The organism is Lentzea indica (genome assembly GCF_012184385.1).
Taxonomy (GTDB): Bacteria; Actinomycetota; Actinomycetes; order Mycobacteriales; family Pseudonocardiaceae; genus Lentzea; species Lentzea indica.
Genome location: NZ_VSRL01000004.1, coordinates 42207 through 64132, shown reverse-complemented (window position 1 = coordinate 64132; position 21926 = coordinate 42207). Strand labels below are relative to the sequence as shown.

The window sequence follows — 21926 nt, the reverse complement described above, 5'->3', positions numbered from 1 at the left end:
CCGCGGTGTGAGTGAAATTCCCGGTACAAGGGTTCATTGACCGTTCATTGGTCTCGACAGGTTGACCGGTTGAGATCTGCGCATGTCCCACTCACACGATCACCCGCACGGTGATCACACGCACCACCACCACGAGGTGGAGCCGGTCGAGGGAAGCTGGCTCGACCCCGAGGACGACCGTCCGTCGTCGGTCGAACGCCGCAAGTTCCTCGCCGGCCTGGGCATCGCGGCCGGTGCCGCCGGCGCGGTCGCCGTCGGTGCGGGCAAGGCCGAGGCCCACGTTCCCGTCAACCCGTGGGGTGGTGGTGAGCGCTGGTACGCGGGCGACCACCACATCCACACGCAGTACTCCGACGACGGCCAGTACCCGATCGAGCACCAGGTCCGGAAGGCTCACGAGTTCGGCCTCGACTGGGTCGTGATCACCGACCACGGCGGCCCCGCCCACCAGAAGTTCTCGATCGACCAGGTCACGCCGGACATCGAGCGCGCGCGTCGTGCGCAGCGCGACGTGCTGGTCTACCAGGGGCTGGAGTGGAACATCCCCGGCGCGGAGCACGCCACCGTGTTCCTGCCGCCCGGCAAGCACACCGTGGACATCCTCAAGGCGTTCGAGCTGTCCTACGACGGTCGCGTCGCCAGCAACACCGAGCCTTTGGCTCTGGCCGCGCTGCGGTACCTGGAAGCGCAAGTCCTCTCCGGACGGACCGAGATCGCGCTGATGTTCGCGAACCACCCGGCCCGTCGCGGCCTGGACAGCCCGCACGAGCTGCGCGGCTGGCGGGACGCGGCCCCCGGCGTCGCGGTCGGCATGGAGGGCGCGCCCGGCCACCAGGCGGCGGGCATCCCGAAGTCTCTTGGTGGCCCCGGCAGGGCACGCGGCTACTACGACCTCGCGGCCCCGCTGGCGGACTCGTTCCCCGGCTACCCGATGGAGTCCTACCGCACGCACGGCGGCTTCGACTGGATGACCGCTCGCGTCGGCGGCCTGTGGGACGCGCTGCTCGCCGAGGGCAGGCCGTGGTGGATCACGGCCAACTCGGACGTGCACCAGGTCTTCGGCGACACGCTCACGCCGGGCAAGCAGGACTACGCCACCACGGGTTCGAAGGGCGCGCCGATCGACTCCGGCGTGAAGCAGGCCTACGGTGACTTCTTCCCCGGCCAGTACGGCGCGAACGTCGTTGGCGCCCGTTCGCGGTCCTATGTGGACGTCATGCGCGGCCTGCAGTCCGGCAAGGTGCTGACGGTGCACGGCCGCCTGATCGACGGCCTTTCGTTGCGCGTGCGCTCGCGCGACGACCTGCGTGGCGTCACCTTGGGTGGGCGGACGTTCGTGCGCCGCGGCGGCGACGTCGAGGTGACGATCGAGATCGACCGCGCTTCCGGCCCGAACTGGGCCGGTGCTCTGCCCGTCCTGGCGAAGGTCGACCTGATCTCCGGCCCGGTCACCGGCCCCTCGGCTGATCGCGACCGGTTCGTGGCGCCCGAGACCGTGGTGACGAAGACGTTCGAGGTGCCGCGCAAGGGCAAGATCCGCTTCACGCACACGTTCGCCGGTGTCGAGCGGTCGTTCTACCTGCGGCTGCGGGGCAGCGACGGCAAGCGCCTGACCTCGTCCGGCGACCCGATGATCGACGAGATCGCGAACTCGGACCCGTGGGCGGACCTCTGGTTCTACGCCAACCCGGTGTTCGTCGACGTGATCTGAGTCCACTGAGGACCAGGTGGTCGAGTCCGGCTGCCTGGTCCTCAGCGGACCCCGTGCGGACGGAACTGGATGCTGATCCGCGGCCCGACGACCTTCGAGGTCTTCGGCACGGCGTGCTCCCAGGTGCGTTGGCAGGAACCGCCCATCACGAGCAGATCGCCATGCCCCAGCGCGTATTTGTGCGTTTCACCGCCGCCACGAGGCCGGAGCAGCAGAGCGCGGGGAGTGCCGACGGACAGGATCGCGACCATCGTGTCCTCGGTCTGGCCGCGGCCGATCGTGTCGCCGTGCCACGCCACGCTGTCGCGGCCGTCGCGGTAGTAGCAAAGACCGGCAGTGGTGAACGGTTCGTGCAGCTCGGGCAGGTAGTGCCTCGACAGCGCCTCGCGAGCCGTGGTCAGGACCTCGAACGGCAACGCACCGCTGTAGAAGCAGAGCAGGCGGGGCACGTCGACCACGTTGTCGTACATCTGGCGGCGTTCGGCACGCCACGGCACCTCGTCAACGAGCTGGTCGAACAAGGCATCAGCGCCGGACAGCCAGGCCGGCTGGACGTCGATCCACGCGCCGTCGCCGAGCTCGGTGCGGCGCGGGGCAAGCGGGGCCAGTGCCGGCTCCGCCTCCAGGTCGAACAGTGATCCCTGGCGCATGGACCGCAGCATAATCGAACACGTGTTCTAGGGCTAACGAACTTCAGCCGTAACAGATAATCCCGGTATGACTGGGGAAGATCAGCCTGAAGAAGAGCTGGAAATCGTGCACACCGGGGAGAACGTCACGAACGTCGTCCGAGGCAGGGTGACCGGCACCGTGATGCAGTTCGACACGATCGGTCCTGGCGACGTGGTCGGTGACGGCATCATCATCCGGGCGCGGCCCGCGAAGGAAGAACAGGACTAGGGCTTCAGCACGGCCCAGACGGCGTCCGCGATGATCTCGCGGGCCTCGGCGAGGTCGAAGACCCCGAGCAGGAACCGGCGCACCGACTCGTGCGCCGGTCCCATCACCACGGGCTCCAGCGCCCACGGCGGGATCGGGCGCAGTTCGCCGGACGCCATGCGGTCGAGGAACCACGCCAGCACCGGCGCGAACTCCGCCTGCTTGACCGACGGGTCGGCGTGGCCCGGTGCTGCGTACAGGAACCGTGCGCGGCTGGGGTTCGCCATGACCCAGTCCAGGTAGTGCAGCGTCAGGGCACGCACCGTGTCGCAGGCCGGTCGAGAGTTCAGAGCGGGCAGCATCGCCGCGACGCAGCGGGCGTAGCTGTCGGCGTAGAGCTGCGCGAACACGCCAGCGCGGCTGCCGAAGTGGTGGTAGATGCTGCCGTTCGACATGCCGGAACGCTCGGTCAGCGCCGCGATCGTGACGGCGTCCAGGCCGCCTTCTTCGACGAGTGCGAGTGCCGCGTCGAGGAGAGACTTTCTTCGGTCAGCCACGAGGGTTAGAGTACCGCTCTGGAGCGACGCTCCAGAGAAGGGGGAGCAATGGCGCTGTCGATTCCCGGCCTGCTGCGCGACCGTGTTGCCCGCACGCCCGACGCCGAGGCGATGCGGTACCGCGACAACAGCGGCTGGGTCTCGCTGACGTGGGCTCAGCTGCAGGAACGTGTGGCCAAGGAGGCGTTCGGGCTCCGGGCCGAGGGGCTGCGCAAGGGCGACCGCGTGGCGCTGATGGGGCGCACCTGCATCGAGTGGATCATCACCGACCTGGCCGTGCTCGCCGCAGGTGGCGCCACCACCACGATCTACCCGAACAGCACTGCCGCGGAGGTCGCGCACATCGTCGGCGACTCCGGCAGCCGCATCGTGGTCGTGGAGACCGACGAGCACGCGAGCCTCGTGCCGGACGGCGTCGAGGTGCTGCGGTTCGGGGCGGTTCCTCAAGCCGACGGTGACTACGACGCGCTGATCGACGAGCTCAGGCCCGACGACCTGGCGACGTTGATCTACACCTCGGGCACGACCGGCACGCCCAAGGGCGTCGAACTCACCCACGACAACTGGCTGACGACGTCGGAAGCCATTGCGTCCCTGGGCATTCTCCGGGAAACAGACCTGCACTTCCTGTGGCTGCCGCTGTCGCACGCGTTCGGCAAGGTGCTGACGATGGCGATGATCGCCGCGGGCGTGCCGACCGCCGTCGACGGCTCGGTCGAGCGGATCGTCGACAACCTCGGCGAGCTGCGGCCGTCGATCGTGGCCGCCGCTCCGCGCATCTTCGAGAAGATCCACGGCCGGATCGTCGCGGGTGCTCGCGAGAAGGGCGGCCTGACCGAGAAGATCTTCCGGTGGGCCGACCGCGATCACGGCCCTGCGACGCGCTGGCTCGCGGATCGCTTGGTGTACAGCAAGTTGCGTGCCCGCGTGGGCGGGCGGATCCGGTACTTCGTGTCGGGCTCCGCGCCGCTGGCCGGCGAGATCGCGGAGTTCTTCGAACGGGCCGGCATCACGATCCTGGAGGGCTACGGGCTCACCGAGTCGTCCGCGGGGTCGTTCTTCAACCGGCCGGGCATGATCAAGATCGGCACGGTCGGGCCGCCGATCCCCGGCATGGAGGTCAAGATCGCGGGCGACGGCGAGGTCCTGCTCAGGGGTCCCGGCGTCATGCGCGGCTACCACAACCGGCCGGACGCCACCGCCGAGACGGTGGTCGACGGCTGGCTGCACACCGGTGACATCGGCGAGCTCGACGACGCGGGCCGGTTGAAGATCACCGACCGCAAGAAGGAACTGATCAAGACCTCGGGCGGCAAGTACGTCGCGCCCACGCGGATCGAGAGCATGATCAACGCGGCGTCGCCGTACATCAGCAACGTGATCGTGCACGGCGACCGCCGCAAGTACTGCGTGGCACTCGTGACGCTCGACCCAGACACCGCGCCGGGCATCACCGACGCGGAGTCCGAGGTCGCAAGCGCGATCAAGGCCGTCAACGCCCAGCTCGCGCGGCACGAGACGATCAAGCGGTTCGCCGTGCTGGAGCACGACTTCAGCGTCGAGGACGGGTTGCTGACCGCGTCGCTGAAGCCGCGCCGCCGCGAGATCGAAAAGCGCTACGCCGACGTGCTCGACGGTTTGTACTAAACGATCGGCTCGCCATCGATAGTGTGCGGCGCGTGAACAACGTGTCGCTGATCTCCGCGATCGTGTCGCTGGCGGGGGCGGTGACGACAGCCGTGCTCGGCGGTGTGTTCGAGTGGCGGCGTCGCCGCGCGGACCGCGAGCAGACGCGCCGCGACCTCGTCAGTCGGTTCGGTGAGCCGCTGGTCCAGGCGTCCGTGTTGCTGGCGTGGCGCCTGCGCAACGCGATCGATCTGTTCTCGGGCAAGCCGGTGAAGCAAACCCCGTTGGGCGCGGACCGGCAGGACGACTACAACCTCTACGAGACGCTGTACCGGCTCGCGGCCTTCCTCGGCTGGGTCGAGATCCTGTACCGGGACGCGCACTTCCTCGACCTCGGCAACCGGCGCCGCAACCGCCGCTTCCTGCACCGGCTCGCCGCCGCGGACTCCGCGATCGCCGGCGGGTCCGGCCCGGACGCGCCGTTCGTGCTGCTGAGCGGTGAACGGCGGGCGATCGGCGAGGTGATGGTCGCACCGGACACCGACCCCGCCCGATGCCTCGGCTACGTGGAGTTCCGCCGCAGGTACGAGAGCGACGAGGAGTTCCGCCGGTGGTTCGTGCCGGCGGTCGACCAGCTCAGGATCCTCGTCGAGACGAAGCCGGCCGGCGCGGTGCGACAGCTGACGCACGCGCACAACACGTTGATCGAGCTGGTGGACTTCCTGGACCCGCGCAAGGCGTGGATCAACACGCCGCGCGACAAGCTCGAGCTCACCAAGGGATGACGCCCTCGTCGTCGAAGAAGCCGCCCCGCGGCCCGTCGTCGGGCAGGGTCGCGAGCCGGATCGCGATCGCGGCACCCTCCTCGGGTGTCCGCGGAGAGCTGAAGCCGGTGAAGTCGGTCGCGACGTAGCCGGGGCAGCAGGCGTTCACGATGACGTTCGTGTCGGCGAGCCGGCGGGCGTACTGCGCCGTGACGCTGTTGAGCATCGACTTCGACGGCGCGTAGGCGGCCATGATCGGGCCGGTCTGCAACGTCAGCGAGCCCATGTTGCTCGAGACGTTGACGATGCGCGGTGAGTCCGCGCGGCGGAGCAGCGGGAGCAGTGCGTTCGTCACCCGGACGACACCGAACACGTTCGTGTCGAGGACTGTGCGGACGACGTCGAGGTCGAGCGTCGTCGGGTCCTGCGCGCCACCATCGGTCCGGCCGCCGATGCCGGCGTTGTTGACGAGCACGTCGAGCCGTCCTGCTGTCTGCTCGATGGTCGCCGTTGCCGCGGCGACGCTGTCGTCGGAGGTGACGTCGAGGGCGACCCCGAACGCGTCGACGCCCGCGGCGTGCAGACGTTCGACGGCTTCCTTGCGCCTGACGTCGTCGCGTGCGCCCACAGCGACCGTGAAGCTGAGCGTTCCGAGGCCCTGCGCGATGGCGAAGCCGATTCCCTTGTTGGCGCCGGTGACCAGCGCGGTCTTCGTGTCGTTCACTCGACCCATGCTCGGCGGACGCACGCCCGCTGTCCAAGATCGATTCAGTAAGCTCTGATACTCGCCAGGTATCAGTAGGTAGGCTCGATCTGTGGCCGATCTCGAGACCCGCGAGCTCAGATACTTCGTCGCCGTCGCGGAGGAGCTGCACTTCGGCCGCGCCGCCGATCGGCTCGGGATCGCGCAACCGCCGCTCTCGCGCGCGATCCGCCAGCTGGAGCACCGGCTCGGTGTCCAGCTCCTGGACAGGGACCGTCGAGGAGCGGCGCTCACCGACGCCGGCAGGGTGCTGCTGCGGGAGGCCAGAACGGCCCTCGACGCGGTGGCGGCCGCTGAGCGCCGGACGCGGCGTGCCGGGGATCCGAAACGGCCGCTCGTGCTCGTGACAAAGGCAGGGGCCTCCCACGAGCTGCTGCGCCGGCTCCTCGACGCGCTGGCCGCACCGGTCGAAGTCCTGCTGTGCGAGGTCGGTGAGCAGGCACGGCGGCTGCGCGACGGGCAGGCCGACGTGGCACTCATGCACCGCCCGTTCGACGATCTCGCGGGGTTCGACACCGCTGACCTCTGCGTCGAAGGCCAGGTCGCGATCGTTCCAGCGGAGCATCCGCTGGCGTCACGTGAGCAGCTCACGATGGCGGACGTTCGCGACGTGCCGGACCTGCCGATCGCCCGATGGCCCCGGCTCGACGGGTCCTACCCGGACGGGCCGGGTCCGGAGGTGCGCACCCAGTCGCAGCTCGCCCAGCTCGTGGCGCTCGGCAGGACGCTGCTCGTCATCCCCGCTTCGAGCCGTGCCTGGCAGTGGCCGGAACACGTCGCGGTGCCGGTCGTCGACGCGCCGGACGTCACCACGGTGATCGCGTGGCCGCGGAGCAGTCGGTCGCAGGAGGTTGCCTCGCTCGTCCGCTCCGCGGTCACCGTTCTGGACGGCCTGTGCTGAACGAGTCGTTCTGCTCCGCAATGCCTCGGAAGTCGAGCAGTGCGGTGCTGGCTCGCCAAGCGAGAGCGATGGGAATCAGCAGCGCGGTGTAGGCGACGACCGGGACGGTGATCCAGTACGAAAGGTGCCGGGCCGCTTTCACCAGCATGAGTGCGATGTACGCGAGGTAAATCGCCCCGACACCGGCATACGTGATGATGGTCGCGATGCGCTGTGGCGTCTGAGCGGTGTGCACGTTGGTGGAATGCTCGCTCGCGGTGACGCCGATGTCGCTAACGTTGATCCCGAACGGCGAATTCGCCGTCACAGAGGCGGTCAGCTCCCGTTCGAGCAGCAGGATCGACCGAGCACGCACTGCGGCGATGGTGAGCATGTTCGCGTGGAATGCGGCAATGCACACGAGCGGGAACGGCAGCAGCGCGATCGCCCAGCCGAGCAGATCGAGCTTGTCGTAGAACGCCATGGTTCCCACGAGGTACGTCACCGCGGCTCCCATGGTCGCGAGGCTGACGGTGAGCGTTGTGGACCGGTCGGCGCGATCCGACTGGTAGATCGCGATCAGCACCTGTGACCGATCAGCCACGACATGTCCCCCTGTTGTGCGCGAAACCCCGGCCTCTCCGCCGCTTGATCGATTTGCTCACGACAGGCGTTACCGCATTGGTGCATGCCGTGGTAACACGCGAAGGCGATCACACGACGTTCTGGTCATATCGCAGCAGATCGACGGGGGAGTGAGCGCACACATTGCAACGACTTCGGGACCTCGTCGTGGTCGTTCCCGGCATCGGCGGCAGCGTACTGAGCGGTGCGCACGGAATTATGTGGGAGCCCGCGGGAAGAGGTCTCGCCGCTGCGATGATCCGACCGTCCACACTGGATCTGAACCGCTTTCCGGAACTCGAACCGACCGGCCTCATCCACACGTTCAGCGTGTTCGGGCCCATGGCCACGATTTACGGTTACGACGTTTTGCACCAGCTGCTGACCGACAACTTCCGCGGCGTCGTCACACGCACCTACCGGCAAGGCACACCCGTTCCGGCGGACACCGATGTTCTGCTGTTTCCCTACGACTTCCGGCGGTCGGTCCGTGATGCCGCCGAACAGCTCGTTCGTGCGGTGCGCGCTGCCCTGGGCGACGAGACTCCGTCACGGCGCCGGGTGATCGTGCTCGCCCACTCGATGGGCGGGCTCGTGGCGAGGTACTGGATCGGTCCGCTCGGTGGCTGGCGAGTGTGCCGTGCCCTGCTGACCCTGGGCACGCCGCACCGAGGTGCGCCCAAGGCCTTCGAGTGGTTGTTGCGCGGGCCAGGTGTGGGCCCGCTGCGCCATCCCGGGCTGCGTGCGGTGCTGCGTGAGTGGCCGTCGATGTACGAGTTGCTCCCGCAGTACCCGGCGGTGTGGGACGAGAGCACGGGGCAGGAGATCGAGCTGACCGCTCTTCCCCCGTCCAAGTACGCGGAGAAGTTCTCCGCGATGGCGGCGGACGGACGCCGGACGCACGAGGACATCGCGGCCGCGTGGAGCGACATACCGCCGGACGGACTCCCGGACGTGGTGCCGTACTTCGGGCGGGGACACACCACACCCAACGAGGTGATCCTCAGATCCGACGGCAGCGTGGACGTCAGGAAAACGGATCCACCGTGGCGTGGAAACGTGGGCTGGGCAGGCGACGGCACGGTGCCGGTCCTGTCGGCGATCCCGCGTGAGCTGGGCGAAACCAGATCTGTGTGGCGAGCGGTGCGTGATCGTCACGGACCGATCGCGAACACGCCGTCGCTGGCCGAGCAGCTCAGGTCCTACTCCGGTGAAGCTGTGCCGACCCGCGGCGGTGAGACTCCGGACAGGCCGTGGCTGGGCCTCGACCTCGAAGAGATCGTTCCGGCCGGTGCGGAGTTCGAGATCGGGCTGACCGTCCATCCGGACAACGCCGGCGCGGCCGCGGTGCGTCTGTCACTGACGACCGTGCCACCCTCCGCGCAGCCGGTGTTCGTGGGACCGATGTCCGGTGTGGACAGAACCTGGGCGGCGACGCTTCCGCCGCTGCCGGCAGGGCGCTACCGGGTGGACTTCGAGGCTCAGCGGGTCGTGGGCCCGGAGTCGGTGTTCGCGCGAGCCGACGTCGTCGTGCTCGATGCGGACGCGGAAGCGGTGTTCGCCGAGGCGCCGTCATGACCAGGCCGATGTGGAACCGCGCGCAGGATCCCGGCCAGTTGCTGCGTTACGTCGAAGCCGGCACCGTTGCCGCGTTGCTGCCCGGTGTGCCGCCCCGAAGTGACGGGACCGGTCTTGGCGTCCTGGCACGGGTCGAAGCCCTCTACGCAGCCTTCGCCGACGCCAGAATCCGGTACGCGGACGAGCCGGTGGACAGCGGGGACGGGTGGCAGCGGATCCGCGGGCCGGAGGAGGTGCTGCGGTCCGGCCGGTTGGCGAACTGCGTCGATCTCGCGGTCACGTTCGCAGGAGGATGCCTGGACGCCGGGGTGCACCCGCTCATCCTGGTGCTCGACCAGGTGGCCGGTGGCCCCGCGCACGCGATCGTCGTGGTGTGGCTGGCCGACGGATGGCCCGGCGCGGGTGGCGCCCCCGGCTACCGCGACTTCACACCGGACACCACCACTTCCGCCCTGGTGTGGCCGGGCGACTTGCGGCAGGAACCCGGCGGGCCCGGCACGTTCCTCCCGATCGACGTCGCGCGGGTGACCGGTACGGCGGCGTCGTTCGAGGAAGCGGTGCGGTCAGGTGCGCGGCTGCTCGCGTCCGAGGCGTGGCACACCTCCATCACGCTGGACGTGGGCCTCAACTACGCCAAGCAGGGCGAGTTCACCTCCGCGCCGCGCCGGTTCACCGGCATCCGGACGCACAGCGAGGAGGTCGTCAGCCTCGAAGGCCTGCAGCGGAACCTGCTGGACAGCGAACTGCCGTTCGTGCCGCCGACGGACCCGGACGCGGTGACCGCACCGCGCAAGCTGCTGGAGCGGCTCGCCCAGGACACCGGGCTTCCCGGGATTCTCCTGATCGGTGCGGCAGGAGTCGGCAAGACGAGGACCTGCTTCGAGGTCGCGGCGCAAGCGGTGCGCGACGGCTGGGCGGTCATGCACGTGTCGGACAGCGATGCCGCGGTGACGAGTGCGGACCTGCACGAGGCGATCCTCGCTGAGCGCGCCGACCGCGTGCTGATCGTGCTGGACTACATCAACTACTACCACCGCAACCTCGGCTTGACGACGCTGAGACACCACGTGCTGCGGGATCTTGCCCGCCGCAACACGAAGGTGGCGTTGGTCGCCGCGTGTCGTCCTGGCTGGCACGCCACCACCGACGCGGACCTGGACCAGGTCTTCGAGATGATCGAGCTGGAGCCGGATCAAGCCCAGACGTCGATCGTCCGCGACCGAATCCTGCGTACCGTCGCACCGAACGCCACCACCGACGTCGGTCTGCCGGACATGCGCAAGGTGTGCGGCGACCGGCCGGTGATCGCGATGCTGATCGCCTCGGAAGTCGAGCGCCTGCACGGGCGGGGCACGCTGGACAAGGCGCTCACCGGCATTCGCCCCGCCGATCTGCTCGGCTGGCTCAAGCGCCGGCTGAGCGAGGACGATCTGCTGCCCCAGCGACCGAAGAGCCGATTCACCGACGATGACAGCGAGCCGAGCCGAGCGCTGCAGGCCTGCCTGGCGATGCTCCTGGCGACTCCTCAGCCCGAGTCCGGCCTGCTCGAGGCAGGGCGGGCGCTGACCGGTGCGGACCGCCTTCTCGGTGAGCTGCGGGCGATGAAGTGGATGGTGGCCAGTCCCGCGGGTTTGGTGCCCGCGCACGACCTGGTGACCGACCAGCTGGTCGAGGCGATCCTGCTCGAACCCGTTGGTGACGTGGTCAGACCGGCCGTCACCGACCGCGTGCTGGACGCGAGCCTGACCGCGGGCCGGACGGTGGGTCGCTTCGCGATGAACCTGAGCCGCATCATCCGGGACATGCCGCCGTCCAAAGGCGTTGCGCTCGATGCTCAGTGCACCGACTGGATGGTCAGCAGAGCGGACCGGATGGGTGAGGTGCTGGCCCGCAGTGAGGACGGCGCGTACGCGCTCGGCGCCGTGCTGGACAACCACGCCTGGTCCGCGGTGGCGTTCACCATGTGGGGTCAGGTGGTCGGCCCCTGGCTGCAACGCTTCCCGGAGTCGATCTCGGCCCGCCACCTGCTGTACAAGGGCCTGCGGTCGGAGATCGGCAGGACCGACGAACGCCTGGTGTCCGAGTCCCTGTCCTGGCTCGACGTGCACGACACCAGCCCGGAAGCACACTTCGTGCTCGCCCGGCTCCTCATCTGCGACATCGACGACGAGGCCGTCCGCAAGACGCTTGCCCACGCCAGGAAATGGCTGATTGAGCACGCAGGCACTGTTGGGGCGTACCACGTGTTGCAGGCGATGTTCTCGCACGATCTCAACGCTGATGACGCCGGTGCGACGGCCGGCTTCACCTTGACGTGGCTGCAAATCCACGAACGCACGCCTCCAGCGCGAAACCTGGTGTACAACCTTCTCTCGCGCGACCTCGATGCGGACGTCGCGGCCAAGGCCGTTGATCGGGCTCTAGGCTGGCTCGAGGAACATGGTGCGACGCCGGAGGCCGAGTACGTGCTCGGGCGGTTGCTGCCGATGAAGCTGGACGACCCGATCCGTCAAGCCGTGGTTGACCGGTCGCTCGAGTGGATCGCCGTCAACGGGGTCGGCTCGAACTTCGTGTCCAAGTTCGTCAGTCGCCAGAACGTGCTCACCGAACCGGTTGCCTCAGCGTTCGTGCAGTGGGCCCTGGAGAATCCTGACCACGAGGACGTCAGCTGGCGGTTGGCACGGGTCGCCAAGGGACTGAACCACTGGCCGCACCTGGCACCCCACCTCCTGGACGCGATGGAGGAGGTGATGGTGAGGCTGACGGCTGACCAGCCCGTCGTCAACTCACAGTCCGAGATGGACGGACTCATGCGTTACCTGTGCAAGGCGCGCAGCCTTTCTCCTGGCGTGATCGGAGCCAGGCTGGACGACTTGCTGCTGTCGTGGCTGCGCCATCCGGAAAGCCTGAGTCCGAACTGCTCGGTCGACAGCCACTTCCTCGAACTCGTCTCCCGCGCCACGAGCCTGTTCGTGGTGCCCAGGAGGGTGAACGGCGAGCACGCCGAGATTCTCGACCGTCTGGAAACCTGGATCGGCCACTGGCGGTGGCACGGCCCTGAACGCGACCTCGCGCGCACTTACGTGGCCCACGCCAGAACCTTCGTTCACTAGTCGCAGACGGCTCCACGCGAAGCCGAGCCGACGAGCTTGGCGTACTTCGCGAGCACACCTCGTTCGTAGCGCGGAGGCAGCGGCGCCCAGCCTTCGCGCCGGCTCTCCAGGTCGGCGTTCACGTCGAGCGTGCCCTCGGCGACGTTCAACGTGATCTGGTCGCCGTCGCGGACGAACGCGATGGGACCGCCGTCGACCGCCTCCGGTGCCACGTGCCCGACGCAAAGTCCCGTGGTACCGCCGGAGAACCGGCCGTCGGTGAGCAGCAGGACGTCCTTGCCGAGGCCCGCGCCCTTGATCGCCGCGGTGATGGCGAGCATCTCCCGCATGCCCGGCCCGCCCTTGGGGCCCTCGTAGCGGATCACCACGACGTCGCCCGCGGTGATCGTGCCGTCCTCCAGCGCGTCCATCGCGGCGCGCTCGCGGTCGAACACCCGCGCGGTGCCGGTGAAGACGTCCGAGTCGAAGCCCGCCGACTTGACCACGGCACCGTCCGGGGCCAGCGAGCCTTTCAGGATCGTGATGCCGCCGGTGTGGTGGATGGGCTTGTCGAGCGCACGCAGGACGTTGCCGTCAGGGTCGGGCGGCGCGATGTCGGCGAGGTTCTCGGCGACCGTGCGGCCGGTGACGGTGAGGCAGTCGCCGTGCAGCAGACCGGCGTCCAGCAGCGCCTTCATCACCACGGGCACACCGCCGATGCGGTCGACGTCCGTCATCACGTGCCGTCCGAACGGCTTCACGTCCGCCAGGTGCGGTACGCGGGCGCCGATCCGGCTGAAGTCGTCCAGGGTCAGCTCGACGCCGGCCTCGTGCGCGATCGCGAGCAGGTGCAGCACCGCGTTCGTGGAGCCGCCGAACGCCATCACGACGGCGATCGCGTTCTCGAACGCCTCCCGCGTCATGATCTGCCTGGCGGTGATGCCGCGGCGCAGCATCTCGACCACGGCCTGGCCGGACCGCCTCGCGAACCCGTCACGCCGCCGGTCCGTGGCAGGGGGAGCGGCACTGCCCGGCAGCGACATGCCCAGCGCCTCGGCCGCGCTGGCCATGGTGTTCGCCGTGTACATGCCGCCGCACGCGCCCTCACCGGGACAGATCGCGCGCTCGATCAGGTCGACGTCCTCGCGGCTCATCAGCCCGCGTGCGCAGGCGCCGACGGCCTCGAACGCGTCGATGATCGTGACTTCCTTCTCGGTGCCGTCGGTCAGCGTGACCCTGCCGGGCAGGATCGACCCCGCGTAGAGGAACACGCTCGCCAGGTCGAGCCGCGCCGCCGCCATCAGCATGCCCGGCAACGACTTGTCGCAGCCGGCCAGCAACACCGAGCCGTCCAGTCGCTCTGCCTGCATCACCGTCTCGACGCTGTCGGCGATCACCTCGCGCGAGACCAGCGAGAAGTGCATGCCCTCGTGGCCCATCGAGATGCCGTCCGACACCGAGATCGTGCCGAACTCCAGCGGATACCCGCCGGCCGCGTGCACGCCGTCCTTGGACGCCTTGGCGAGGCGGTCCAGCGACAGGTTGCACGGCGTGATCTCGTTCCACGACGAGGCGACGCCGATCTGCGGCTTCTCCCAGTCCTCGTCACCCATGCCGACGGCGCGGAGCATGCCGCGCGCGGCGGTGCGCTCCAGGCCGTCGGTCACGTCGCGGCTGCGTGGCTTCACGTCCGGTGTGTCGGTCATGAGCGCACGCTAGTCGAATCTAGGCCGGATTCGCTGCGTGAGTCAGGGTCTCCCAGGCGATGAACAGGTTGTCGGTCCCGTGTGGACGGTGTGACTCGGTGTAGAGCTGGGTGTTCGTCATCGCGATGCCCAGCCTGGTGTTCAGCGCGGTGAACGACACCTCCGGCGTCGGCCCGAGCTCGCGGCTGTACGAACCGCCGCACAGCCAGGACGGCACCGGTTCGCCGTTCTGGTACCTGGTGTGCAGGCCCCACGCGTGGCGCATCCGCTCCCGGATCTCGCCCCAGATGTCCTGGCCCTGGTGCCGTGCGGTCTCGGCGAAGTGCGAGGCGGCCGCGAGTCCGTAGCCGGTGTGCGCGAAGTCGCGGCAGGTCTCCTGGGAGAGGCCGTTCACGAAGGTCGACTGGCCGTGCCAGTAGGAAATGATCTCCGCACGCGTGTCGATGCCGCTGCCGGGCGGAGTCTTCGGCAATGCCCCGTCGGTGGTCAGGTAGATGTAGGCCTGGATGCGGGTGCGGAAGATGCCGACGGCCTTGTCGTACGCCGCGCGGTCCTCGAGGAAGACGGCGATGCCCAGAGACGCCTCCATCATGCTGAGTTCCCAGTTGCCGTTGGTGCTGGCGCGGCCGTTCTGGACCTCGGGCAGGTAGACGTTGCGGAGCATGGTGCCGAACCGCCCGCTGTTCGGCCAGTTCCCGTGGACGTGCTTGATGATCTCGGCCGCCCTGGGCCAGCTCGACGCCGACCACGCGGCTTGCAGTGGAGCGTTCGAGTTGGTGTGGTCACGGATGGTGGCCGACCACGCGTCCATGATCTCGATGGCCTTCTGCGCGTACCTGGCGTCGCGGGTCACGTACCAGGCGAGCGAGAGCGTGTAGGCGGCGAGCGCGTCTTGACGTTCGTCGGTGCAGCCGAGGTTGGGGTTGGAGTAGGGGCCACACTCGACGACGGCTCTGGGCTTCGGGAGGCGGGACAGGGAGGCGTACGGCGTCGCCATCATGCGGTCGTAGGCGGCTTTCCACGGCTGCGCGCCCGCGTTCACCTTGGTTCGCATGAAGTCCAGCTGTGGACGGGAGACCAGGACTCCCGGGTGGACGAACGTCGCCGGCGCGCCTGGGAGGCGGGACCGGTGACCGGTACTAGCAGCGTTGCCAGCAGTGCGATCAGCACCGCGCAGGAACGGGTGACCATGCGGCCAGTGTTAGTGGTCTATACCTTTGCGGTCAATGTTTCCGGCACAAGGTTCACGCAGGTGAACAACCCCTCGGTGGCACAACGAAAGTCCCCCGGTGCGAGGGAGGTGCACCGGGGGACTTCGGTTGAGCCGTCAGAGCGTCACTCGCGGCACTTCTTGCCGGTGTTCACGCAGTTGACCAGGCGGTTCATGATCTGCTGCGACATCACGTTCGCGAAGTCGTCGTGGTCGGAGAACGGGTTGTGCTCCTCCTCCGGGAACGAGTCGACCGCGTACTTGCCCTCTTGCTGGATGTTCCTGGGGATGTTGTAGGTCAGGGAGATCCGCAGCTGCGGAACGGCCTTGAAGCCCTGCTTGCACTTGCCGTTCTGGTCCGGGAACACGATGTGGTCGCGGTGGTTCGCGGAGTCGATGTTCTTGCCGTCCCAGCAGCTCGGGAAGTCGTGGATGCGCTTGACCTTCGAGCCCTGCGGGCAGATCGGGTACTTGTTGATCAGCACCTTGTCCTCGAAGCCCGTGCAGGTCCACGAGTCCTTGGCGTTCTTGTTGCCGTTGGCCGTGACCTTGGCGTCGCCGTACAGGACGCGGAGGAACTTCGGCATCGCGACGACCTTGCCGGTGGGCGAGCCGCGGAACTGGAGGTCGACGACCTCCGGACGCTGGATCTCGCCCTCGTTGCCCTCGAGCTCGTTGTTCGCGTTCTCCTCGGGGTTGTTCTGGTTCTTCTTGTCCTCGAGGCCCTCGGCCTGGGCGTTGTCGCTGTTCTCGTCGCCGTTGTCGACGCCGGCGTTGTTCTGGTCCTTGACCTTGCACGCCGCGAGCGGGTTCAGGTCGGGAGCCTGCTTGTTCTGGCGGCTGATGGCCAGCATCATGCGGTCCAGGATCGCGGCGCGCTTGTCCTTCACCGGGCCGACGACAGCGTTGTTGACGTCCTGGGCCTTGGTCTGCTCGAGCTTCTTCTCGGCCTCGGCCGTGACCTTCTCGATGTTCTCGAGCTCGCGGCCGATCTCAGCCTGGGCCTTGTCCGGCACGTCCTCCGGCAGCGCGGAAGCGACGTCGGGGCAGTCGAGGCGGGCCGCGGCCTTGTCGGCCTTGTCCTTGTCCTGCTGCGCCTTGTCGTCCTTCTTCGGCGGCGCCTGCTCTCCGGCCTCTCCGCCCTCGTCCGCACCGTCGTTGATGCGCACGACGGGCCAGAAGTAGGCCGACTTGTCACCGTTCTTGCAGGTGGTGCCGGCTGCCTGGAGCGACTTGTTGTTCGAGTCCGCGTCCGTGGACAGGTTGCCGACGTAGTCGTGCAGGTGCTCGGCACCGTTGCGGACACCGGGCTGCGCGATGAAGTTGTCCGGGTTGAAGTGCCCGTTCTCGTTCCGGCCGCAGTCGACGGTGAACGTACCCGTGGTGGCGTCGTTCTCCGCTTTTGGTTTCTTGACGTTCGGCTTCACCTTGGTGATGTCGACGAACTGCGATTTGTCCGCCCCGTCGGCGAGCGCGGCGCCATCAGAAGAACTGATGGCCACCACCGCGGCACCGCCAGCGACCAGCGCCATCGCCGCGGCGGCGGCGGTCAGCCAGATCGTGGATTTCCTACGGTGAAAAGCCATTTGCCACCTCGTGTAGTCCGATAAAACGGCATGGTGAAGCTGACGGCGGTTAGCCGTGTGTTCGGGTTGAACTGCGGTGTGCGGTTAGTAAGACCGAGATTTACGTCTCGTGTTCTTCTTGGACCGGGATATCATTCGCATTCCGACCAGTGCGAGTGCGAGCACCGCTATGGCGCCGAAGAAGACACCGTTGTTGTCACCGAACACGCCTTGCTCGGCGGTGCGGGTGAACTTGGTGCCCTCCGGCACGGTCGGGATCACGCCCTCGGTCGGGTTGGCCGAAGCGTTCGCGTTGTCCCCGGTCGGTTCCGGTTCCCCGGAAGCCGCCGTGGGGGGTGCGAGCGGCTGGGGGGACTCCAGTCCGGCGAAGTCGACGCGACCGGTCTCCTCGAGCACCTTCATGTGGTCGAAGACGGTGATCATCGCCTGCGTGGAGAGGATGCGGATGAGCTCGTTCTTGGTGCCCGCCCGGATCTGCGCGGAATACGCGTACACCTTCCCGTGCGCCGCGCGGAGCCGGTTGGCGAAGATGGCGTCGAACTCGTCGCCGTTCGCCGCGTCCATCTCGGCGAGCCAGCCCTTCTGCTCCTCGGAGGCCTCCGTGGGCAACGTGTGGCCGAGCAGAACGCCCGCCCGGTTCACCACGTTGTCCAGAAGCGTGTGCCCTTCGATGAGGTGCTTGCAGGCCTCTTGGATCTTGGGCTGGTCCGCCCGCTTGGCCTTGCCCTTCTCTCCCGCGGGTTTCTCCCACAACCCGGCCTGCTTGACCCGGTTCATGAAGTCCCGGTCAGCAGGTCCCAGTGGGCCCCACTGCGTTTGAACGACCTCGTCGCCCGTCCCGCCACTGCCGGGCGGCGGGGTGGAGACAGGGGTTGAAGGGTTCGAAGGCTGGCCGATCGCGCTCCCGGTGTTGAGCAGCAAGGCCAGCGCACAGCCCGCCAACGCGACCATCAGTCGCGTCGGCATCGCCAAGTCCATGGGGAGTCGCACGATCGGGACTACGGCCAGGAAAGGGAGCGCGCCTCAGTTCGAGACCCCAGCGTTATCGAAACGTTATCCAGCCCCGCGCAACCCCGCTCTTATTGCACGACCTAGGGTCGTGAGCATGAGCAAGCGTTTTGTGGCGTTGGGGGACTCGTTCACCGAGGGAGTGGGCGACGACGACGCCAGTCGTCCGAACGGTGTGCGCGGGTGGGCGGACCGCGTCGCCGATGTGCTGGGTGCCGCCGACCCGGAGTTCACCTACGCGAACCTGGCCGTGCGCGGCCGGTTGCTGCCGCAGGTGCTCAACGAACAGCTCGAGCGCGCCCTCGCGATGAAGCCGGACCTCGTCTCGCTCTACGCGGGCGGGAACGACCTCATGCGGCCGAAGGTGGACATCGACGCGTTGATGCGCCGGTATCGCGCGGCCGTCGCGCGCGCGGTCAAAGCTGGAGCCCAGGTCATCCTCTTCACCGGTGTCGACGGCGTGGACGACCCGGTGTTCCGCAAGATGCGTGGTCGCGTGGCCATCTACAACGAGCACGTGCGCGCGATCGCCGCTGAGCACTCGTGCGTGCTCGTCGACATGTGGGCGATGCGGCAGCTGCGCGACCGCCGCATGTGGTCTCCCGACCGGCTGCACCTCAACTCGCTCGGGCACGCCGAGGTCGCGATCTCGGTTCTCGACGGTCTGGGTGTCCCGCACTCGTTGCAGCGCAACGCGCTCGGCGTCGCTCCTATGGTCGACAGGAGGGCCAGGCGTGCGGAGGACCTGAAGTGGGCGCGCGAGCACGTCGTTCCGTGGGTGATGCGGCGGCTGCGCGGTGAGTCGTCCGGGGACGTGATCCGGCCGCGCCGGCCGGAGCTGCTGCCGCCGTCGTGAGTAGAACGTGTTCCTCGGAGCGCCCCAGTCAAACGACGTAACCTTGATTTGGTGACGGCTTTTCGCGCGATTGTTTGCACATAGAACGTGTTCTAGAAATCGTGTCGGCCAGATGGGTGAAACCGCTGATGGGCGCCCCGGACTGGATTGATGCAGTGCCCTAGCGTTCCTCCGCATGCATCGCAGGGCTGCGCTGATCGCTTTGGTGGTCTGCGCGTTGATCGCGGGCTGCGGAAGCAGGCTCACCGACGAGCAACGCGCAGCACTCGTCGTGCCTCAGGGCGGAGGGGGAACCCAGGAGGGCACGGCGCAGGGCGAGGACGGCGCGGTGCCCGGCACCGACGGCACCGCCGGTCAGCCCGGCGCGAACAACCCGCAGCAGCCCAACAAGCAGCCGAACCCTCCCGGAAGCATCGCGGGAGCCTGCCAGGGCACCGGTGGCGCCACCGACAAGGGCGTCACCTCCGGCGAGATCACGATCGCCAACATCTCCGACATCAGCGGCCCGGTGCCCGGCCTGTTCCAGTCGGCGCAGCAGGCGACCAAGGCGTTCGTCGAGTACTTCAACGCCACCCAGGGCTCGGTCTGCGGCCGCAAGCTCAAGCTCGTGTCGTTCGACTCGCGCACCGACAGCGGCGGCGACCAGCAGGCCACCTCGCAGGCCTGTGAGCAGGCGTTCGCCATGGTCGGGTCGATGTCGGCGTTCGACCAGGGCGGTGGACCGGCGGCGACCGCGTGCGGCATCCCGGATCTGCGGGCCTCGACCGTCACCGCACAACGACAGCGCACGCCGGTCAGCTTCGGTGCCGCGTCCAACGTCGTGAACCTCGTGTCGTCCGCCGGTCCCGACCTGGTCAAGTCGAGCTTTCCCGGCGCCATCAACCACGCGGCGTACCTCTACCTCAACGCCGACGCGAGCGCGCAGAACGCCCGCAGCATGCAGAAGGCGGCAGAGGCACGAGGGATCAAGTTCGTCTACTCGCAGGCCATCGACATCACGGACGTCAACTACGCGCCGTACGTGGCGAAGCTCAAGGAGACCGGCGCCAAGATCGTCTACTGGATCGGGTCGGCGCAGTACGCGGTCCGGTTGCAACAGGCGATGAGGCAGCAGGGGTACACGCCGGAAGCCTTCATCACGGACCCGACCGCGTACGACCCGCAGTACATCCGGCAGGGCGGAGCGGCCGTCGACGGCACCGTCGTCTACACGAACGGCGCGCTGTTCGAGGAGAACAACGCTCAGGTCGCGCTGTACAAGCAGTGGCTCGGGCGGGTGGCGCCCGGCGCGGCGCCCTCGTACTTCGGCATGTTCGCGTGGGCGGCGGCCCGGTTGTTCGTCACGACCGCCGCGAAGGTCGGGCCGCAGCTCACCCGCAAGGCGATGCTCGACGCCGTTCGAGGGGTGCACGACTTCACGGCCGAGGGGATGGTCGCGCCGCAGGACGTCGGCGGGAAGCGAACGTCGGCCTGCATGACGCTGGTGCGGTTGAAGGGCAGTACGTGGGGCAGGTTGGCTCCCGCGTCCGGGTACTCGTGCGGAACGTTGATCGACACAGGGGTGGGCGGATGACCGCTCTGCTCGCCTACACGATCTTCGGGCTGGTCACGGGCGGTGCCTACGCGGTCGTCGCCAGTGGCCTGGTGCTGACCTACAGCACCTCCAAGGTGTTCAACGTCGGGCACGGCGCGATCGGCATGGTCATGGCGTTCCTCTACTGGGAGCTCGCCGAGAACCGCGGCCTGCCGCAGTGGCTCGCGCTGCTGATCGTGGTCGGCGGCTGCGCGCCGCTGTTCGGGTTGCTGATCGAACGGTTCGTGATGCGCAGGCTCGCCGGCGCGCCGGTCGGCATCACGCTCGTCGCGGGCGTCGGCGTGCTGGTCGGGCTCATCGGCGCGGCCCAGGCGATCTGGCCACCGCAGGCCCGTCCGGTGCGGCCGTTCCTCGACCAGCTCGGAGTCCACATCGGGCAGTCGTTCGTGAGCGGGCACGACCTGGTGACGCTGGTCTGCGCGGTGCTGGTCGCGGGCGGGCTGTACCTGCTGCTGAACCGGACGCGGACCGGGCTCGCGATGCGGGCGTGCGTGGACGCGCCGGAGCTCGCCGCTTTGTACGGCACCCGCCCCGATCGGCTTTCCGCTCTGAGCTGGGCGATCGGGTCTGCTTTGGCGGCGCTGGGCGGCATCCTGCTCACGCCGGTGGTGCAGCTCGACTACGTGACGATGACTTTGCTCGTGATCACCGCCTACACCGCGGCGCTGGTCGGGCGGCTGCGCAGTCTGCCGTGGACGTTCGTGGGCGCGCTCGGGCTCGGGCTGGTGCAGTCCTACGCGGTCGCGTACCTGCCGTCGTCGCAGTTCTGGATCTCGTTCCGCGCGGCGATTCCTGCGCTGCTGCTGTTCGTCGTGCTGCTCGCGATGCCGCAGTCGCCGTTGCGGATCGGTGGCGTGCGGGGCTCGCGCGGAGTGGCGGTGCCGACGGCTCGCGCGACCGGCGTCGGCGCCGCGCTGTTCCTGGGCGTGGTGGTCGTGCTGGCGCTGCTGGTGGGCTCTGTGGTGGCCGGGCAGCTCGCGCTGGGACTGGTGTTCGGGATCGTGCTGCTGTCGATGGTGCTGCTCACCGGGTACGGCGGGGTGGTGTCGCTGGGGCAGTTCACGTTCGTCGGTGTGGGCGCGGTGACGGTGGCGAGGCTCGGCAGTTCGTCGCCTTTCGCGTTGCTGCTCGGCGCATTGGTCGCGGCAGCGATCGGCGCGCTGATCGCATTGACGGTGCTGCGGGTGAGCGGGCTTTACCTGGCGCTGGCGACGCTGGGGTTCGCGCAGCTGATGGACAAGCTCGTGCTGCAGTCTCCGATCGCGTTCGGGGTGCGGGCAGCCTGCAGGTGCCCAAGCTGGTCGAGTCCGCGACCGCGCAGCTGCTGCTGGCCGCCGGGGTGTTCGCGCTCGTCGGGGTGGGTGTGCTGGCGGTGCGGCGCGGACGGCTCGGGCGCAAGATGATCGCGGTCAAGGACAGCTCGGCGGCGTGCGCGACGCTGGGCATGAACGTGCGCTGGATCCGGGTGGGCGTGTTCGCGCTGTCGGCGGCG

The 21926-nt window shown here is 68.4% G+C and carries 18 protein-coding genes and 1 pseudogene; 11 read left to right on the top strand and 8 right to left on the bottom strand.

All coding sequences use genetic code 11. From position 1 onward, the window contains the following. Positions 1–82 precede the first annotated feature (82 nt). On the top strand, positions 83–1711 hold the full coding sequence (locus FXN61_RS02090) for a PHP domain-containing protein (protein ID WP_167969662.1): 1629 nt from the start codon (positions 83–85) through the stop codon (positions 1709–1711). A 41-nt stretch (positions 1712–1752) separates the two neighbouring features. Here FXN61_RS02090 and FXN61_RS02085 read toward each other — a convergent pair whose 3' ends face one another. Beyond that, entirely contained in the window at positions 1753–2361 is a 609-nt protein-coding gene (locus tag FXN61_RS02085) for an alpha-ketoglutarate-dependent dioxygenase AlkB (protein ID WP_246290573.1), read from the bottom strand. A gap of 67 nt (positions 2362–2428) precedes the next feature. Between FXN61_RS02085 and FXN61_RS02080 the strand changes: the two genes are divergently transcribed. Next, complete coding sequence (locus FXN61_RS02080; protein ID WP_167969658.1) at positions 2429–2611, top strand: hypothetical protein; 183 nt, start codon at positions 2429–2431, stop codon at positions 2609–2611. On the opposite strand, the gene FXN61_RS02075 is transcribed toward FXN61_RS02080, so the two are convergent. Continuing rightward, positions 2608–3147, bottom strand: coding sequence for a TetR/AcrR family transcriptional regulator (locus tag FXN61_RS02075; RefSeq protein ID WP_167969656.1), 540 nt, complete (start codon positions 3145–3147; stop codon positions 2608–2610). The genes FXN61_RS02080 and FXN61_RS02075 overlap by 4 nt on opposite strands. Before the next feature lie 48 nt (positions 3148–3195). On the opposite strand from FXN61_RS02075, the gene FXN61_RS02070 reads away from it, so the two are divergent. Further along, positions 3196–4794, top strand: a complete 1599-nt coding sequence (locus tag FXN61_RS02070; RefSeq protein ID WP_167969654.1) for an AMP-dependent synthetase/ligase — start codon at positions 3196–3198, stop codon at positions 4792–4794. A gap of 32 nt (positions 4795–4826) precedes the next feature. Continuing rightward, the gene (locus FXN61_RS02065; RefSeq protein ID WP_167969652.1) at positions 4827–5558 is read left to right on the top strand and encodes a hypothetical protein; all 732 of its coding nucleotides are present in this window, start codon (positions 4827–4829) and stop codon (positions 5556–5558) included. On the opposite strand, the gene FXN61_RS02060 is transcribed toward FXN61_RS02065, so the two are convergent. Then, a complete protein-coding gene (locus tag FXN61_RS02060) occupies positions 5545–6270 on the bottom strand; it encodes an SDR family oxidoreductase (protein ID WP_167969650.1) in 726 nt (241 codons plus the stop codon). The two genes, FXN61_RS02065 and FXN61_RS02060, sit on opposite strands and share 14 nt — an antisense overlap. A gap of 82 nt (positions 6271–6352) precedes the next feature. Here FXN61_RS02060 and FXN61_RS02055 point away from each other — a divergent pair, with 82 nt between their 5' ends. Continuing rightward, positions 6353–7201 (top strand): LysR family transcriptional regulator, encoded by an 849-nt coding sequence (locus tag FXN61_RS02055; protein ID WP_167969648.1) that lies wholly within the window; start codon positions 6353–6355, stop codon positions 7199–7201. Here the strand turns inward: FXN61_RS02055 and FXN61_RS02050 are convergent. Further along, positions 7176–7784: a hypothetical protein gene (locus tag FXN61_RS02050; protein WP_167969646.1), complete on the bottom strand. Its 609-nt coding sequence runs from the start codon at positions 7782–7784 to the stop codon at positions 7176–7178. The genes FXN61_RS02055 and FXN61_RS02050 overlap by 26 nt on opposite strands. A gap of 275 nt (positions 7785–8059) precedes the next feature. Between FXN61_RS02050 and FXN61_RS02045 the strand changes: the two genes are divergently transcribed. Together FXN61_RS02045 and FXN61_RS02040 are read left to right on the top strand one after the other, a co-directional pair. Next, the gene (locus FXN61_RS02045; protein ID WP_167969644.1) at positions 8060–9382 is read left to right on the top strand and encodes an esterase/lipase family protein; all 1323 of its coding nucleotides are present in this window, start codon (positions 8060–8062) and stop codon (positions 9380–9382) included. Further along, on the top strand, positions 9379–12495 hold the full coding sequence (locus FXN61_RS02040) for a P-loop NTPase family protein (RefSeq protein ID WP_167969642.1): 3117 nt from the start codon (positions 9379–9381) through the stop codon (positions 12493–12495). Before FXN61_RS02045 ends, FXN61_RS02040 begins: the two co-directional genes overlap by 4 nt. Here the strand turns inward: FXN61_RS02040 and ilvD are convergent. The 4 genes from ilvD to FXN61_RS02020 all read right to left on the bottom strand — a co-directional run bounded on the left by ilvD (position 12492) and on the right by FXN61_RS02020 (position 17942). Next, on the bottom strand, positions 12492–14180 hold the full coding sequence (ilvD, locus tag FXN61_RS02035; RefSeq protein ID WP_167969640.1) for a dihydroxy-acid dehydratase: 1689 nt from the start codon (positions 14178–14180) through the stop codon (positions 12492–12494). The two genes, FXN61_RS02040 and ilvD, sit on opposite strands and share 4 nt — an antisense overlap. A gap of 19 nt (positions 14181–14199) precedes the next feature. Beyond that, positions 14200–15234, bottom strand: coding sequence for an alginate lyase family protein (locus FXN61_RS02030; protein ID WP_167969638.1), 1035 nt, complete (start codon positions 15232–15234; stop codon positions 14200–14202). A 281-nt stretch (positions 15235–15515) separates the two neighbouring features. Then, entirely contained in the window at positions 15516–16976 is a 1461-nt protein-coding gene (locus FXN61_RS02025; protein WP_167969636.1) for a DUF1996 domain-containing protein, read from the bottom strand. Between the two features lie 84 nt (positions 16977–17060). Next, positions 17061–17942 carry a DUF4142 domain-containing protein gene (locus FXN61_RS02020; protein WP_167969634.1) on the bottom strand — a complete coding sequence of 294 codons (882 nt, stop codon included), beginning with the start codon at positions 17940–17942 and terminating at the stop codon, positions 17061–17063. A 139-nt stretch (positions 17943–18081) separates the two neighbouring features. Here FXN61_RS02020 and FXN61_RS02015 point away from each other — a divergent pair, with 139 nt between their 5' ends. The 4 genes and pseudogenes from FXN61_RS02015 to FXN61_RS56135 all read left to right on the top strand — a co-directional run. Continuing rightward, the gene (locus FXN61_RS02015) at positions 18082–18840 is read left to right on the top strand and encodes an SGNH/GDSL hydrolase family protein (RefSeq protein ID WP_188134572.1); all 759 of its coding nucleotides are present in this window, start codon (positions 18082–18084) and stop codon (positions 18838–18840) included. Between the two features lie 175 nt (positions 18841–19015). Further along, on the top strand, positions 19016–20413 hold the full coding sequence (locus tag FXN61_RS02010) for an ABC transporter substrate-binding protein (protein WP_167969632.1): 1398 nt from the start codon (positions 19016–19018) through the stop codon (positions 20411–20413). Beyond that, positions 20410–21837, top strand: coding sequence for an ABC transporter permease subunit (locus FXN61_RS02005; RefSeq protein WP_167969630.1), 1428 nt, complete (start codon positions 20410–20412; stop codon positions 21835–21837). The genes FXN61_RS02010 and FXN61_RS02005 overlap by 4 nt, the downstream gene beginning before the upstream one ends. Then, positions 21774–21911: pseudogene (locus FXN61_RS56135) on the top strand (hypothetical protein); the annotation flags it as partial. The gene FXN61_RS02005 and the pseudogene FXN61_RS56135, both read left to right, overlap by 64 nt. Positions 21912–21926: the final 15 nt, after the last annotated feature.